The following is a 16,807-nucleotide window of genomic DNA, read 5'->3' on the forward strand; positions in this document are numbered from 1 at the left end:
AGTTTGTGGAGGATCTTGTTCTAAAGCATATGCAATGACGGGAGATTACATGGAAAGCGAACCTTTCTGTGTATACATTCCAAAAGCATTGCGAAAACAGAAAAAGAACGTAAAAAAGGGACATGAGTAAGAATATGCTCATGCCCTTTGTTTACATTATATAATTTATTGTACTTCGCATCAGTCGTATGATGATCTAAGAAATGAAAAACGCTCGGTTTCCCATCTTTCGTTAAAAATCCACTATCTTGATTCATTATGCTGAAACGAGTTTTTACGTATAATTTCTATTAAACTCATTTTAATAAAGAATAATAATTCGTATCATAGGGGATATCATCTTGATACATATAATTTTTTAGAACGCCTTCTTTTTCAAATCCTAATTTTAATAGCACTTTATTGGAAGCTTCATTTTCAAGAAAGACAATTGCTCCGATACGTTTTAAATGAAGTGTGTGGAAACCGTATGATATAACTTCAGAAACCGCTTCAGTCGCATATCCATTTCCCCAGTGTTCAGGCAAAAAGGCATAACTTATATTTGCTCGTTTATGTTCGGAAGACCAATCATGAAAACCAATTGTTCCAATGAGCCCTTTCTTGTCTTTTAATTCGATTCCCCATTTAATGCCGCTTCTTGCGTTGTACCCCAACTTAAAATTAGTAAGGATTTGTTTTACTTGATCCAAATTTTGCAATGGTTTTTGGCCATAATGGCGCAGGACATCAGTATTAGAAAAGCATTGTAGTATACTCGGTGCATCTTCTTCGGTAAGTTCTCGTAAAATGAGTCGGTTGGTTTTTAATATAGGAAACATATTTTCACTCCATTTCTTATGAAACTAGAATGTATTTGTTATTATATAATTTAATCTGAAAATAAAGATTATTCAAGAGGGAAGTATGGTTTTGATTTGTGATAAAATTGATTGTGGAATATATTTCAAAAAGAGGTTTGTATATGGAGAAAAACTCAATTTTAATTGTAGATGATGATCGAGATATTATTCGATTCGTTAATGAAAATTTAAAACAAGAAGGTTTTACTGTTTTTAGTGCTGACAACGGAGAAGAGGCGTTAGAGGTATTGAATAATAATGATGTTCAACTTGCTATCCTTGATGTTATGATGCCTCAAATGGATGGGATTGAATTGTGTAGAAGGATAAGAGAGAAATATAGTTTACCAATTATGTTTTTAAGCGCGAAATCATCGGACGTAGATAAAGTCGTTGGATTTAGTACTGGGGCAGATGATTATATTGTGAAACCGTTCAGTACAATTGAATTTATAGCAAGAGTGAAAGCTCAATTAAGAAGGTATACATACTTCAATCAAAATGCTGTTCAAGTAATAGAAAAGAAAATAAACATTAGAGGTTTAGAAATAGATGAAGTGTCGAGAACAGTGATGTTATATGGAGAAACAATCAATCTTACGAAAACTGAATATGATATTTTGTACTTAATGGCCGCTGCAATGAATCGTGTGTTTACTATTGAAGAAATATATGAAAGCGTTTGGAAAGAAAGGGCCTATGAAAGTAATAATACAGTAATGGTTCATATTGCAAGATTAAGAAATAAAATTGAAGAGAATCCAAAAGAGCCGAAGTTTATTCAAAATGTTTGGGGAGTCGGATATAAAATTGAAGATTAAATCATTACAAGGCATGAGAGCTAAGTTTTTTATCGCATTCATATGTAGCATTTTGTTAGCAACTGTAAGTATAATAGCGTTTCAAATTGTAATTGGAAATATATATAGTCATGTTACTGCGTTAGAGGAAAAATATTCATTTTTATATTTAATAGTTTTTTTAATTTTTACTACAATATACTTTGCATTCATGACAAAAACAATGATGAAAAGATTATCTGAAATTAACAAGAGTCTGAAGGAAATAAGTAATGGTAATTTTGAAATACATATACTTATTTCAAAAAATGACGAGATTGGTGAATTAGCAGCGAATGTTAATAGAATGGCCAAAAGTTTAAAAGAGTCTATCGAGAATGAAAAAAAATCGCAAGAAATGAAAAATGAAATGATTAGTAATATTTCTCATGACTTACGAACACCTGTAACATCCCTAATAGGTTACGCGGACCTGTTAGGAAATCAGCTTCATTCAAATAGAGAAGAATGTGAACAGTATGTAAGTATATTAAAGCGAAAAAGTTATGAATTAAAAAATCAAGTAGATGGTTTATTAGAATATTGTCAAATAAATTATAGAGAGATCGAATTACATAAAAGTGTAATAAATATGAAAGCGTTCATTGAACAAATCATGATTGATTTTTTACCACAACTAGATGATGCTGATATGAGCTTTTGTATTAAAGGTGATAAGGTGTTACATGTGGAAATGGATGTAGCGGTTATGGTGAGGCTATTCGAAAATGTAATTAGTAATAGTATTATGTACGGGAAAGACGGAAAGGAGCTTTTAATTCAAGTTTCTAAAAGAGATATGAATGTTGAAATAGAAATTAAAAATTTTGGACAATGCATTCCGAATGAGAACCTTCCTTACGTTTTTGAAAAGTTTTATCGTGGTGAAAAATCACGTAGCTCTCATACGGGTGGAAAAGGAATGGGGCTTGCAATTGCGGGAAGTATAGCGGAACTTCATAAAGGAGATATCACTGTACGTAGTAACGATAAAGAAACGGTTTTCACTATCGTTTTACCGCAGTATAAAGAAATGTAAGAAAGTCGTAAGTATTTCTTTCATATGTCGTAATTTTTACTTCGTATCATGGGGAACAAAGATAGGAGAGTAGGGATACAGCATGTGGAAGAGATTTTTATTAGCGATTATAGTTGCTTTTTTAATTATAAGTTGGAGTTTAGTTTATTTAGGTAATGGCGTTACATCAGTCTTTGTTTGGTGGATTATACAGGCTTTTAGTGTAATTTCAGTTTTTCTCTTAATAGGCTCAGCAGTAATGTTTGTTTGGAAAGGCATTTTTAGAAAGCGGATAGATGGAACGCTACTATTAATAGTTCTGTTTTCTACCATTGGAGCTTGGCCCGTGGGATGGTTCGCTAACATTGGGAGAATTGCATACCCAGTAGATGTACAGTCTATGAGTCCTAAAGTAGTCGTTCGTTTTCCTTTGAATGAACGAGCATTGATAGGTTGGGGCGGCGATAAATTAGAAACGAACTATCACGTTATAAAACCAAATGAACGATGGGCATACGATATTCTCATTCCACCAGCTGAAGTGAAAAGTAGTAAGTTAGAGGATTATGGAATATATGGAGCGAAAGTAATGGCACCAGCTTCTGGGACAGTTGTATCAATTAAAAATGATGAAATAGATTTAGTTCCGGGATCGGATGATTTTCAATCGATGGCGGGAAATCATATTTATTTACGACTGGATGAAACAGGTACATTTTTGTTTCTTGCCCATTTAAAGAAAGGATCAATTAAAGTGAGGGAAGGCGAACGTGTAAATGAAGGGGAGGTTCTTGCCCAAGTCGGTAACTCAGGAAGTTCAAGTGAACCACATTTACATATCCATCATCAAAGGCAGGATCCATCCAAGGTGAGTATGTTTTTCACGGAAGGCTTGCCACTTTATTTTCGAACTGAAAAAGGTGCGATAATGCCAGAAAGAGGGACATACATAAGTGGTAAGTAGAAGGAAATCATTTCATACAAAAAGGGTATTCCAAATCAAATTTGGAATACCCTTCTTCATTACCCTACAAATGTTTGATACAGTAAGAAAATATTTAAAACGATAATAAGTGCAGCGATTAACCACGCGATAAATGTTGTAATGTGATGGTTGACGAGTGCGCCCATAATCTTCTTATTACTTGTAAACATAATAAGTGGTACTAATGCAAAGGCAATACCGAAAGATAAGACAACTTGACTCATAACGAGAGCGTAAGTTGGATTGACACCTAAAGCGATAATAACGAGAGGCGGAATCATTGTTATAAATCGGCGTAAGTATAACGGAATATGCATTCGAATGAATCCTTGCATAATAATATCACCAGACATCGTACCAACAGAAGAACTAGATAAACCAGCTGATAAAAGTCCAATCCCAAATAATGCAGCCGATACAGGACCGACTAAATTACTGAACTGGTTAAAAGCAACATCAAGGTCTTCAACGTGCAAGCCGTTTTTAAAGAATAGTGCAGCTGCTACAATTAACATACTTGCATTAATTGCTCCAGCGATAACCATTGCAATAATAATATCGATGAATTCGAAGCGGAAAATCTTTTTCTTTTGTTCATCATTTGTTCCGACTACACGGCGCTGAGTTAAGGCCGAATGTAAATATATCGCGTGTGGCATTACTGTCGCACCTAAAATTCCAGCTGCTAAAAGGATGCTATCTACACCTTGGAATTTTGGAGTGAAAAGTCCTGAGAGTAGAGGGCTTAATTCCGGTTTTGCGTAAAAGACTTGGATACCAAAAGCGATAACAACGATAAAAATCATACCTGTTATGATAGCTTCTAATGGACGAAAGCCTCTGCGTTGAAATTCAAGAATAATAAATGATCCAACTGCTGTAATTAAAGCAGCTGGTAACATCGGAATTCCAAATAGTAAGTATAAGCCAAGTGCTGCCCCAATAAATTCAGCTAAATCTGTAGCCATAATAACGAGTTCCCCTTGTATCCATAAACCGATGGAAACTGGTTTGGGGAAGTTTTCGCGAGCTACTTCAGGAAGATTTCTCCCAGTAGCGATTCCTAATTTAGCTGATAAAGTTTGAATTAATACAGCCATTAAATTAGAAGCGAGTATTACCCAAAGCAATAAATACCCATATTGTGATCCAGCTGCGATATTTGTAGCGAAGTTCCCAGGATCAATATAAGCAACTGATGCGATAAAAGCAGGTCCTAAGAATGGTAACAGTCTTTTAAAGCCTTTTGTTTGTCCACTTAACGCTAAATGGGCTGATTGAACTGTTGTACTTTGAGAAGGGACTTGTTCATTTTTTGTTATATCTTTATTCATAGTAGTATTCCCCTTTGAAATCTTAACTTGATTAAAGTTTCACTTTATTCTTACTCGTTATTTCAATACGTTTAGATATATGATGTGGCAATTTCATTTGAACATAAAAGTTTCCTTAATGCAAATTATATGACTGTGTGCAATGAATGGTGTGACGATGCAAAAATATTTTGGGAGTTTATGGTTGCTGACTAAGGGAGAAGATAATAAATTATAGGGTTGTTTTTGAAATTTATGTGAACATACAGCCTATATTACAGCATATTAATTGATGGAAATGAAATTGTATGATATATAATATATTGGGATTACAACCTAACCGTAGTGTTTTGTTCTGTAATCTTGTTTTTATTTCTGTTAACTTATAGAAAAAATTGTAAATAGAAGAAAATAGGCTAAGTACAATTTAGTATGTATTTTCTTATTATATATGTTTTGATATGAACGTTAACTTATACATGATTTTAAAATTTAGATAGGTGGTAGAAATACATTGGCAACTACAAAACCATATAGAGTATTACTGTATTACATGTACACAACAATTGAAAATCCAGAAGAATTTGCTGAACAGCATTTAGAATTTTGTAAATCACTTGAGTTAAAAGGAAGAATTCTTGTAGCGACAGAAGGAATTAACGGAACTTGTTCTGGAACTGTTGAACAAACAGAAAAATACGTGGAAGCGATGAATAATGATCCACGTTTTGCTGGAATCGTATTTAAAATTGATGAGGCAGATGAACATGCATTCAAGAAAATGCACGTACGTCCTCGTTCAGAGTTAGTTACACTTCGTCTAGAAGACGACATTAACCCGAAAGAAATTACTGGGAAGTATTTAGAACCAAAAGATTTTTATGAGGCAATGAAACAAGAAGATACAGTTATTATTGATGCACGAAATGATTATGAATTTGATTTAGGACACTTCAAAGGTGCGATTAAACCAGATATTGAATCATTCCGTGAATTACCAGATTGGATTAGAGAAAATAAAGAAACACTTGAAGGTAAAAAGATTTTAACGTACTGTACAGGTGGAATTCGTTGTGAGAAATTCTCAGGTTGGTTAGTTCGTGAAGGTTATGAAGATGTAAGCCAGCTTCATGGCGGAATTGTAACGTACGGAAAAGATCCAGAAGTACAAGGTGAACTTTGGGATGGTCAATGTTACGTATTTGATGAGCGTATCGCTGTACCAGTAAACCAAAAAGAACATGTTATCGTTGGTAAAGATCACTTTACAGGTGAACCTTGTGAGCGCTATGTAAACTGTGCAAACCCTGAATGTAACAAGAAAATTTTATGTTCTGAAGAAAGTGAAGCAAAACATTTACGTGCATGTTCTCATGAATGTCGTGTACACCCACGTAATCGTTATATCGTGCAACACGAATTAACAGAAGAGCAAGTAGCTGCTACATTAGAAAAAATCGAAGCAGGTAAGTAAGCATAATAGAAAACAGATGGTAGCATCGTGCTGCCATCTGTTTTTTAGTTACTTTGTACTATCCTTCTCTTTCACAGCAGAAAGTACAGTTTGTTTTACCCATGCTTTTCTTCGTTTATGTTGTACACTCCATTGGTATAAACTTTGTATACCTAAAATAAGTGAAATGACTATGCCACTAATCGCTATTAATAGAGCAAAAAATTCAAAAGGCGATGATATTTTGTTTGAATCGGTGTTTCTTAAAAGGTCAATCATAGTAAACCCTAACATTTGGCCTACAACAGAGTAGAGCGTTAAAATTAATAATAAGAGGCTATCTTTTTTTGAAGCAACATTTTCTTGATATTTAAATAAACTATCGAGATTTTGTTTCGCGTTCGTGTACAGTACTTCAATGTTAAAAAGTTTTCTTAGACGAAAGAAAATATCTTCACTTTGTGATTGGGATACTAATTCTAAAGAAAAATAATTAGCTGTAAACGAATTTATTGAATAAATTAATTTCTCTATTTCATTTGTATCTTGTTCAATATTTAACTCGGCATAAGCGTTTGCCATCTTTAATAAAACAACTTTATGAAATAAATTTAATAATAAAGCGTAATAAAACTCCCCGTACATTTGACTAGCAAGTTTAGTGACTGCTTGTTCACCTTCATTTGTAATACATGTGAAAATATGTTCTTCCATAATAAAGTAACGGTTAGGAGCCCATCTTTGATAAGAATGTTTTGTTAAATAATCGTGAATATAAGGAACATTATTTGCACTAATATATGGCTTACCATCATCTGATAATCCGGAAAGACTGGAAGTTCGATATACATCGATTATATGAAGGTCTGACTCTTTGTTTATGGATAATAGAGTTTGTACATACATTCGCTGGTCTTCAAAGAAAGGGAATGTTTGAAAATAAGAACTCCGCAATCTCTTGTTCTCAAAGAAGTCTGTTAAACCATGAAATAAATCACCGAATATAAGTTTTTCTACTTGTGAATATTTTTTTCCATCACATTCAATACAAATAGTCTCAGTCGTATCACTTTTAGTTTCAAGTACACGGAAGCGAGCCGCGAATTCAATTGCTTCTGATAATGTCATGTTAGGAGCGGTTTTTATTTCTGTCCGAATTGTTAAGAACCCAAGCTCATAAGGACAAAGTGTTACATCAATAGAATGTATCTTGAATGGAACGGAAATAAGGTTAGTTGTTAAATGTCCATTTAAATTAAGGTCTTTAGAATAGCGCTGTAATCCTTTTTGATGTTCTGAATGAGGAAAGAGAATTTTATTTGTAAAGGAAAGATAGTATGCTTCCATATTTTGATGTGAAACTTGAAATTTCCCGTAATATGTATTTTCATCTTCAAGATGATCGAGTCGAAAAGGTCGAAAATCATTTTTTTGTAAGAAAGGGAACATATTTTGTTCATATCCAGTTTTAAACGAAAACGGGAATATAAATTGAAATATAGCTGTTGTTACATCTTTTTCCTCGATTGTTTGTATTGCCTCCATTTACATTGTTTCCTTTCCGTATAAGCTATAGAAACAACATGCCCAATTTTTCTTGAAAATAACCTCTCTTGTTCATTAGATTAAGAATGAAAATTCAGCTTATTTAACAAGGGACATGTATAATGTTATGTATACTAAAATTAGTATAATTGTGTTAGAAAAAGGGGGATGTTGTATGCGTATTTTAGTATTAGGAGCTGGGGGCGTTGGCGGATTTTTCGGTGGCCGATTAGTAGAAAAGGGAGAAGATGTTACATTTCTCGTTCGCAGCAAAAGAAAACAGCAATTAGAAGAAAAAGGCCTTGTTATTCGTAGTGTTAATGGAGATTTTTCATTTCAACCGAAATTGGTAACGAAAGAAGATAGAACGACTCCATTTGATGTGATTTTATTTTCAACAAAAGCGTATCACCTAAACGAGGCAATAACAGATTTGAAACCATTTGTAGGAGAGAATACAGTAATAATTCCAGTGTTAAATGGTATCGCTCATTTAACACTATTACAAAAGGAATTCGGTGAGGAAAAAGTAATTGGCGGTTTATGCTTTATCGAGACGACGTTAAACGATCAAGGAGAAATTGTACAAACTAGTGTTGCCAACAGACTTGTATTTGGAGAAATTAAGTCTCAAGATTCAGAGAGAATCAATCATATTTCCAAAGCATTTGCGGGTACGAAATCTAGTTTTGTTTTAAGTGAAAATATTACGCAAGATATGTGGCATAAATATTTATTTATTACTGTAATGTCAGGTGTGACAACATTAATGCGTGCGCCGATAGGACCGATTCGTGAGAGTGATGGAGGCCGAGAATTTATTAGGAACTTATTTGAAGAATCAGTGCAAATCATGAAATCTATGGGGGCTCCAGTTAAGGACAATATCGCCAAGGAGCATATGAAAACGATTGATAAAATTTCGTATGATATGAAGTCATCGATGCAACGGGATATGGAAAAAGGTTCGCTCATTGAAGGGAAGCATTTACAAGGATACTTATTGAAATTAGCAGAGGAAATGTCTATAGATGTGCCTTTATTAAGTATTGTGTATCAAAATTTAAAGGTATATGAAAAAATGATTTTTACTAAAGAAATGGTATGAAAAAGAGTAAAGGATAGCAAAATATAAATGTTGCTATCCTTTTTTTGTTTCTTTTTGACAATTTATTCGTTTCTTTTCGGTTTATCTGTCGTATTTCGTTCTCTTTCACGTTTACCATATAGCTGATTAATTTCATTTGCTACTGAATCTAAATATGAATCGGAAAAAAGTGGCTTCTTTTCTTTAGACATACGGGTCTCCTTTGTGGATTTTTAGTATTCATTATGTATATTTTTCGGTGGATTATGCGCAATCGTTTTAATTTTTTTCTTTTTTAAAATTTTTGTTTACTTTTTGAAAATAAAGGAGTATTATAATCCACAGTTTCAATTTTCTAAATCGCTGAAGCCGCATGGTGCGGGGGACCCGTTCTTATGGATTAGTACATAATCCAATGGGGTGAATCCTTGAAAAAGGTAGGGCTACTCATAGGCCCGAATCCGACAGCTAACCTCGTAAGCGTTATATTGAGAAGGAAGGTGGAGCTTGTGCGACAAAAAAATAATGTCTACAAGTCTATTTCGTTATGGCTTGTAGACATTTTTTGTTTTCTGAAGAAATAGTTTATCCGCTGTAATTAGCAGAAAAATTCGTGCAAAATTATTGGAGAGTGGACAGCGTTGGTTTCATCTATCAAAAGGTTTTTAATTGGAAGGCCGTTAAAATCAACTGAGTTAGGAGAGCAAAAACTTAATAAAACAAAGGCGCTAGCCATTTTATCTTCTGACGCATTGTCATCGGTCGCATACGGACCAGAGCAAATATTAATTGCACTAGCAGGCCTTGGAGCGGTAGCTTATTGGTATTCCATTCCGATTGCAATTGGGGTATTAGTATTATTGACAGCTCTTATTTTATCTTATCGACAAATTATTTTTGCTTACCCTCATGGCGGCGGAGCATATGTTGTATCAAAAGAGAATTTAGGGATGAATCCAGGCTTAATAGCAGGAGGATCTTTATTAGTTGATTACATTTTAACGGTTGCAGTAAGTGTATCTGCGGGTACAGATGCGCTCACATCTGCTTTTCCTAGCTTACATGCACATAATGTAATCATTGCGATTATATTTGTCATATTGATTACCATCTTAAATTTAAGAGGCGTAACGGAATCAGCTTCCGTTTTAGCATATCCTGTTTATTTATTCGTTTTAGCACTATTTATATTAATTGGTGTAGGGATATACAATATTTTAACGGGACACGTTTCGCAGGCTTTGCATTCGCCAATTGGAACGCCAGTTGCAGGAATTAGTTTGTTCTTACTGTTACGAGCATTTGCTTCAGGAAGCTCTGCTTTAACGGGTGTTGAGGCGATATCTAACGCAATTCCAAACTTTAAAGATCCTGCACCTAACAATGCAGCGAAAACATTGCTTGCAATGGGTGCATTACTTGCAGTTTTATTTTCTGGAATTGTCTTTTTAGCTTATTATTACGGAATTAATCCAAGTAAGGAAGTAACAGTCGTTTCACAAATTGCTGAACAAACTTTTGGACGTAATTTCATGTACTATTTCATACAAGGTACAACAGCTTTAATATTAATTCTTGCGGCTAACACAGGTTATTCTGCATTTCCACTATTAGCGGTTAATCTTGCAAAAGATAAGTTCATACCGAGAATGTTTACGATTAGAGGAGACCGCCTAGGTTATTCAAACGGTATTATTATACTTGGGATTTCTTCGATTATTTTAATTGTAGCTTTTCAGGGGAAAACAGAACACTTGATTCCGCTATATGCAGTAGGGGTATTTATTCCGTTTACACTTTCTCAAACTGGAATGGTACTAAAATGGCTTCGTGAAAAGCCTGAAGGATGGGCTTTAAGATTAACGGTTAATTTAATTGGTGCAGTCATTAGTTTTATCGTTATGAGCATGTTCTTTTTAACTAAGTTCGCACAAGTTTGGTCAATCCTTATTTTCTTACCTTTCATTATCTTCTTGTTCCATCGAATTAAGAAGCATTATGATGCAGTGGGCGATCAATTAAGTTTAAAAACTTGTGAACCACTTGTTCCGATTGAAGGGAATGTAATTGTCGTTCCTGTAGCAGGTATGACTCATGTAGTAGAAAATTCACTGAACTATGCTAAGGCTCTTTCTGCAGATCAAGTTATCGCTGTATATGTTGCTTTTGACAGAGAAGAGGAAAAGAAATTTGAAGAGAAATGGGAGAAGTGGCAACCTGAAGTAAGGCTTGTTACATTACATTCTCATTATAGAAGCATTATTCAGCCGCTTACAAAATTTATTGACACAGTGCAATATAAAGCGAGTGAATCAAATTACCGAGTTACGGTCGTTATACCACAGTTTATTCCGAAAAAAGGTTGGCATAACATTCTTCATAATCAGTCTAGTTTACTCATTCGTGCGTATTTACTCTATAAAAGAAATGTTGTTATTACGACAGTACCGTATCATTTGAAAAAGTAAGGGAATTTTTTAAGGATAACTTCACGAAAGTGAAGTTATCCTTTTTGTGTATATGCTATGCATAATTGCATATAGATTTAAAAAATATATTAGTATAATTTTAATGGTTATGAATATGTAGTGTTTCCTGTTGTGGTATATAGATAGTTTAATCGAGAAAGTGAATTGAATTTTATTTTGGGATAAGGACATGAGAGCTTGAAAATAAAGGGAATTAAAATACTTCTTTACGTTATATAAATAGCTGTGTTTAAATGACCTTACAGTACAAAACTTACATGAAAACAAAACGAAATTTCATACTTTCACACGTTAATTAGTTTAAAATGAATAATATTTTCATGTAATATATTCACTGTGTGAATGTGGAAATCGCAATAAAATAGAAAATTTATACAGTTTTATTCATACTAAGCACATATGAAAAGTTATGAAGTGTTTTATAACAATAAGTAAGTACTGTAGAAATAAAGTTTGAGAGAGGTGGTTCGTACATGACTCACGGTGAGAACGTTCTCTATTTTTAACCATCTCAAATCAATTGCAAGAAAATAGAATAATAAAATGCGATAGTAATAGTTGCTAATACATAGGAGGAGTTAAAGTGAAAAAGACTTTAATTACAGGGTTATTGGTTACAGCAGTATCTACGAGTTGCTTCGTTCCTGTAAGCGCTTACGCTAAGGGGGGGCAAACAGAAGTGAAAACAGTATATGTGCAAAATGTAATTGCTCCAAATACATTATCCAATTCAATTAGAATGTTAGGATCACAGTCACCGCTTATACAAGCATACGGATTAGTTATTTTGCAACAGCCAGACATTAAGGTAAATGCGATGAGTAGTTTGACGAATCATCAAAAATTTGCAAAGGCGAATGTACGAGAGTGGATTGATGAATATAATCCGAAGCTAATCGACTTAAATCAAGAGATGATGAGATACAGCACTAGATTTAATAGCTATTATAGTAAGCTCTATGAACTAGCAGGAAAAGTAAATGAAGATGAACAGGCAAAAGCAGATTTTACAAACGCATATGGAAAATTACAATTGCAGGTCCAAAGCATTCAAGAGAGTATGGAGCAAGATTTATTAGAGTTAAATCGATTTAAAACGGTATTAGACAAAGATAGTAATAACTTATCAATTAAAGCTGATGAAGCAATAAAAACACTGCAAGGATCAAGTGGAGATATTGTGAAATTAAGAGAAGACATAAAAAGAATTCAAGGGGAAATTCAAGCTGAACTAACTACTATTTTGAATAGACCACAAGAAATTATTAAAGGTTCTATTAATATCGGTAAACAAGTATTTACAATTACAAATCAAACTGCACAAACGAAAACAATCGACTTTGTTTCTATCGGTACTTTAAGTAATGAAATTGTAAATGCTGCAGATAGTCAAACGAGGGAAGCAGCTCTTCGTATTCAACAAAAGCAAAAAGAGTTATTACCGCTTATTCAGAAGTTATCACAAACTGAATTAGAGGCGACTCAAATTACATTTGTTGAAGATCAAGTAAGTAGCTTTACAGAACTAATTGATCGCCAAATTACAACTTTAGAAACGTTATTAACGGATTGGAAAGTTTTAAACAATAATATGATCCAAATTCAAACAAATATTGAAGAAGGCACGTATACAGACAGTAGTTTACTTCAAAAACATTTCAATCAACTTAAAAAAGTAAGTGATGAAATGAATAAGCAAACAAATCAATTTGAAGATTACGTTACAAACGTTGAAGTACATTAAACAGAAAAATAATTAGCGATATAGGGAGAGAAGAAAAATGACAAAAAAACCTTATAAAGTAATGGCTCTATCAGCACTTATGGCAGTATTTGCAGCAGGGAATATTATGCCGGCCCATACGTATGCAGCTGAAAGTACAGTGAAACAAGCTCCAGTTCATGCTGTAGCAAAAGCTTATAATGACTACGAAGAATATTCATTAGGACCAGAAGGCCTGAAAGATGCAATGGAAAGAACAGGTTCAAACGCTTTAGTAATGGATCTGTACGCTTTAACAATTATTAAACAAGGTAATGTTAACTTTGGTAATGTATCGTCAGTTGATGCAGCTTTAAAAGGTAAAGTGATTCAGCATCAAGATACAGCTAGAGGGAATGCACAACAATGGCTAGATGTATTGAAGCCACAGCTTATTTCAACAAATCAAAATATCATTAATTACAATACGAAATTCCAAAACTATTATGATACTTTAGTTGCTGCGGTTGATGCAAAGGATAAAGCAACTCTTACGAAAGGTTTAACTAGATTATCAAGTAGTATTACTGAAAATAAAGCGCAAGTAGATAAGTTAGTAGAAGACTTAAAGAAATTCCGAAATAAAATGACGTCGGATACTCAAAATTTCAAGGGAGATGCAAATCAAATTACATCTATTTTGGCTAGTCAAGATGCTGGAATTCCGCTTCTGCAAAATCAAATTACAACGTATAATGAAGCAATTAGTAAATATAATGCAATTATTATCGGTTCATCTGTTGCGACAGCTTTAGGCCCAATTGCAATTATCGGTGGTGCAGTAGTTATTGCTACTGGTGCAGGAACGCCGCTAGGAATCGCATTAATTGCAGGTGGTACAGCAGCTGTAGGTGGTGGAACAGCTGGAATCGTATTAGCGAAGAAAGAGCTTGATAATGCACAGGCAGAAATTCAAAAGATAACAGGACAAGTTACAACTGCGCAATTAGAAGTAGCAGGATTAACGAACATTAAAACACAAACTGAGTATTTAACAAATACGATTGATACTGCAATTACAGCGTTGCAAAATATTTCAAACCAATGGTATACAATGGGATCGAAATATAATTCATTACTTCAAAATGTAGACTCTATTAGTCCAAACGACCTTGTTTTCATTAAGGAAGACTTGAATATAGCTAAAGATAGCTGGAAAAACATTAAAGACTATGCAGAAAAGATTTATGCTGAAGATATTAAAGTAGTAGATACGAAAAAAGCATAATAGTGATTAAACTGTTACAACATTATGTATAGATAATTGATTATTATAAAATAGAGAGCTCCTGTTCAGTAGTGAGCAGGAGTTCTTTTACCTCTAACGTTTCATATCCTCATAAAAAGAATAGGTGATAAGTATGCGTAATAATTTCTATAAAAAATGCCTTTTAACGATAATGATTGCTGGAGTGGCAACGAGTAATGTGCTTCCTTTACATCCTTTTGCAGCGGAACAAAACGTAAAAACATTGCAAGAGAGTGCAAAAAAATATTCTCTCGGACCAGCAGGGTTCCAAGATGTAATGGCGCAAACGACATCAAGTATATTTGCGATGGATTCATATGCAAAATTAATTCAAAATCAACAAGAGACTGATTTGAGTAAAATAAGTTCAATTAATGGTAATTTAAGAGGGAATATGATTCAGCATCAAAAAGATGCAAAAATTAATGCGGCATATTGGTTAAATAATATGAAGCCTCAAATTATGAAAACGGATCAAAATATTATTGATTACAACAATACTTTTCAAGCGTACTATAGTGACATGCTATTAGCGATTGATCAAAAAGATAGCGTAAAGTTAAAAGCGGATTTAGAAAAGTTGTATGCGGACATTTTAAAGAATCAAAATGAGGTAGATGTATTATTAGGGAATTTGAAAGCTTTTCGCGATAGAATGGCGAAAGACACAAATAGTTTTAAAGAGGATACAAATCAATTAACAGCGATTTTGGCAAGTACGAATGCTGGTATTCCAGCTCTAGAGCAACAAATAAATACATATAACGATTCGATCAAAAAGAGTAACGATATGGTGATTGCTGGTGGTGTACTTTGCGTAGCGCTAATAACATGTCTTGCTGGCGGACCGATGATTGCGATTGCGAAAAAAGATATTGCAAATGCAGAACGAGAAATAGCCAGTTTAAAGAATAGAATTTCAGGAGCACAAGCAGAAGTGGCAATTTTGACAGATGTGAAAAATAAAACGACTAATATGACAGAAACAATTGATGCAGCAATTACAGCACTGCAAAACATATCAAATCAGTGGTATACGGTAGGTGCGAAATATAACAATTTACTACAAAACGTAAAAGGAATCAGCCCTGAAGAATTTACCTTTATAAAAGAAGATTTAAATACAGCGAAAGATAGCTGGAAGGATGTAAAAGATTATACAGAAAAATTACATGAAGGCGTGGCGAAATAAACAGCGGAGTAGTTCCACTGTTTATTTTTTTTATCCCGTTTTTTGTGAGAGCCGATCTTGTAATTTTACCCATAAGTTTGCCGTGCATTTTATCAATGTAACTTTAGGATAATGTTTGGTCAAATTGATACTAATAACCTCGATAAACTCCTGATCACGCTTTTTATATTTAATATTTTAAGTAAAAAAGCTATACTATAGGCAAAACTAAAAATTGGAAAGGAAATACTAGAACATGGAAAATTATTTGTTATTTATCCTTACAGCAATCCTAATCATAATAATGCCTGGTCCCGGTTTTGCCTTAGTTACAAAAAACACTATCTCGCATGGTAAAAATGGTGGGATAAAGACCGTCTTAGGAACGGTATCTGGAATGATGATTCATACAATAATGGCTACACTAGGACTTTCTGCCATCCTAATGAAATTTGCGATGTTATTTACATTTATAAAATATGCTGGGGCTTTTTATTTAATTTACTTAGCTGTAAAGTCAATTAAAAGTGCCTTACATAAAAAAGAAGATATGTCAGGTTCAGTGGGAATGAACTCTAAGGATATTGGAACGATTAAAAGTTTTAGACAAGGATTTACCACGGCAATCTTAAATCCAAAAACTGCTGTGTTTTTCCTTAGTTTTTTACCCCAATTTATTGTGAGCAATCAAAGTCATCTCTTCCAATTTCTTTTGTTAGGACTCACATTTACGACTTTGACAGCAATATGGTATTTACTTTATATCTCACTAATACGTCAATTAAGAACTTTTTTAAGAAAAGAAAAAGTGAACCGTGCAATAGAAGGTATTACTGGCGCAGTATTGTTAGTATTTGGAGTTGGGTTATTTTTCCAAAAATAAATATGTATATGAAAAGAGAAATAATCAATGGTGGTTATTTCTCTTATTTACTTATTCTAAAACTGCCATTTTACAATTGATTTCACACCTTCATACTAATTTTATGCCCATATCTAATTTGAAGTTTAAAAATGAGTTCCTTAATAACCTGACCGGTTTGCTGTATAAGGA

Annotated in this window: 14 protein-coding genes, 1 pseudogene and 1 riboswitch; of the genes and pseudogenes, 11 read left to right on the forward strand and 4 right to left on the reverse strand. The window is 33.6% G+C overall.

From position 1 onward, the window contains the following. Position 1: 1 nt before the first annotated feature. Positions 2-130: pseudogene (locus QCI77_RS09350) on the forward strand (radical SAM/SPASM domain-containing protein); the annotation flags it as partial. Between the two features lie 166 nt (positions 131-296). On the opposite strand, the gene QCI77_RS09355 reads toward QCI77_RS09350, so the two are convergent. Beyond that, positions 297-821 carry a GNAT family N-acetyltransferase gene (locus tag QCI77_RS09355; RefSeq protein WP_002031168.1) on the reverse strand — a complete coding sequence of 175 codons (525 nt, stop codon included), beginning with the start codon at positions 819-821 and terminating at the stop codon, positions 297-299. Positions 822-964: 143 nt separating this feature from the next. Here QCI77_RS09355 and QCI77_RS09360 point away from each other — a divergent pair, with 143 nt between their 5' ends. The 3 genes from QCI77_RS09360 (at position 965) to QCI77_RS09370 (ending at position 3,663) form a co-directional block, all read left to right on the forward strand. Continuing rightward, complete coding sequence (locus QCI77_RS09360; RefSeq protein ID WP_341024040.1) at positions 965-1,663, forward strand: response regulator transcription factor; 699 nt, start codon at positions 965-967, stop codon at positions 1,661-1,663. Further along, positions 1,653-2,720: a sensor histidine kinase gene (locus QCI77_RS09365; RefSeq protein ID WP_353824804.1), complete on the forward strand. Its 1,068-nt coding sequence runs from the start codon at positions 1,653-1,655 to the stop codon at positions 2,718-2,720. The genes QCI77_RS09360 and QCI77_RS09365 overlap by 11 nt, the downstream gene beginning before the upstream one ends. 82 nt (positions 2,721-2,802) lie before the next feature. Further along, complete coding sequence (locus QCI77_RS09370) at positions 2,803-3,663, forward strand: M23 family metallopeptidase (RefSeq protein ID WP_002031165.1); 861 nt, start codon at positions 2,803-2,805, stop codon at positions 3,661-3,663. 59 nt (positions 3,664-3,722) lie between these two features. On the opposite strand, the gene QCI77_RS09375 is transcribed toward QCI77_RS09370, so the two are convergent. Continuing rightward, entirely contained in the window at positions 3,723-5,018 is a 1,296-nt protein-coding gene (locus QCI77_RS09375; protein ID WP_193652709.1) for an Nramp family divalent metal transporter, read from the reverse strand. A gap of 493 nt (positions 5,019-5,511) precedes the next feature. On the opposite strand from QCI77_RS09375, the gene trhO reads away from it, so the two are divergent. Next, positions 5,512-6,471, forward strand: a complete 960-nt coding sequence (gene trhO, locus QCI77_RS09380; protein WP_002086277.1) for an oxygen-dependent tRNA uridine(34) hydroxylase TrhO — start codon at positions 5,512-5,514, stop codon at positions 6,469-6,471. Positions 6,472-6,519: 48 nt separating this feature from the next. Here trhO and QCI77_RS09385 read toward each other — a convergent pair whose 3' ends face one another. Beyond that, positions 6,520-7,995 carry a hypothetical protein gene (locus tag QCI77_RS09385; RefSeq protein WP_016103142.1) on the reverse strand — a complete coding sequence of 492 codons (1,476 nt, stop codon included), beginning with the start codon at positions 7,993-7,995 and terminating at the stop codon, positions 6,520-6,522. 175 nt (positions 7,996-8,170) lie between these two features. Here QCI77_RS09385 and panE point away from each other — a divergent pair, with 175 nt between their 5' ends. Beyond that, positions 8,171-9,103 (forward strand): 2-dehydropantoate 2-reductase, encoded by a 933-nt coding sequence (gene panE / locus QCI77_RS09390; RefSeq protein ID WP_353824806.1) that lies wholly within the window; start codon positions 8,171-8,173, stop codon positions 9,101-9,103. A gap of 62 nt (positions 9,104-9,165) precedes the next feature. Here the strand turns inward: panE and QCI77_RS09395 are convergent, their stop codons facing one another. Next, entirely contained in the window at positions 9,166-9,294 is a 129-nt protein-coding gene (locus QCI77_RS09395) for a hypothetical protein (protein ID WP_353824807.1), read from the reverse strand. A 139-nt stretch (positions 9,295-9,433) separates the two neighbouring features. Beyond that, a riboswitch (cyclic di-AMP (ydaO/yuaA leader) is annotated at positions 9,434-9,580 on the forward strand. 143 nt (positions 9,581-9,723) lie between these two features. Between QCI77_RS09395 and QCI77_RS09400 the strand changes: the two genes are divergently transcribed. The 5 genes from QCI77_RS09400 to QCI77_RS09420 all read left to right on the forward strand — a co-directional run bounded on the left by QCI77_RS09400 (position 9,724) and on the right by QCI77_RS09420 (position 16,636). After that, positions 9,724-11,550, forward strand: coding sequence for an APC family permease (locus QCI77_RS09400; RefSeq protein ID WP_002141290.1), 1,827 nt, complete (start codon positions 9,724-9,726; stop codon positions 11,548-11,550). Between the two features lie 604 nt (positions 11,551-12,154). Then, positions 12,155-13,315, forward strand: coding sequence for a non-hemolytic enterotoxin NHE subunit A (nheA, locus tag QCI77_RS09405; protein WP_113769370.1), 1,161 nt, complete (start codon positions 12,155-12,157; stop codon positions 13,313-13,315). A gap of 37 nt (positions 13,316-13,352) precedes the next feature. Further along, entirely contained in the window at positions 13,353-14,561 is a 1,209-nt protein-coding gene (gene nheB, locus QCI77_RS09410) for a non-hemolytic enterotoxin NHE subunit B (RefSeq protein ID WP_016092835.1), read from the forward strand. Positions 14,562-14,694: 133 nt separating this feature from the next. Further along, positions 14,695-15,774 carry a non-hemolytic enterotoxin subunit C gene (gene nheC / locus QCI77_RS09415; protein WP_113769368.1) on the forward strand — a complete coding sequence of 360 codons (1,080 nt, stop codon included), beginning with the start codon at positions 14,695-14,697 and terminating at the stop codon, positions 15,772-15,774. Between the two features lie 235 nt (positions 15,775-16,009). Further along, a complete protein-coding gene (locus tag QCI77_RS09420) occupies positions 16,010-16,636 on the forward strand; it encodes a LysE family translocator (RefSeq protein WP_353824808.1) in 627 nt (208 codons plus the stop codon). Positions 16,637-16,807 lie beyond the last annotated feature (171 nt).

This window comes from Bacillus cereus group sp. MG9, from assembly GCF_040459995.1.
In the GTDB taxonomy this organism is placed as follows: Bacteria; Bacillota; Bacilli; order Bacillales; family Bacillaceae_G; genus Bacillus_A; species Bacillus_A mycoides.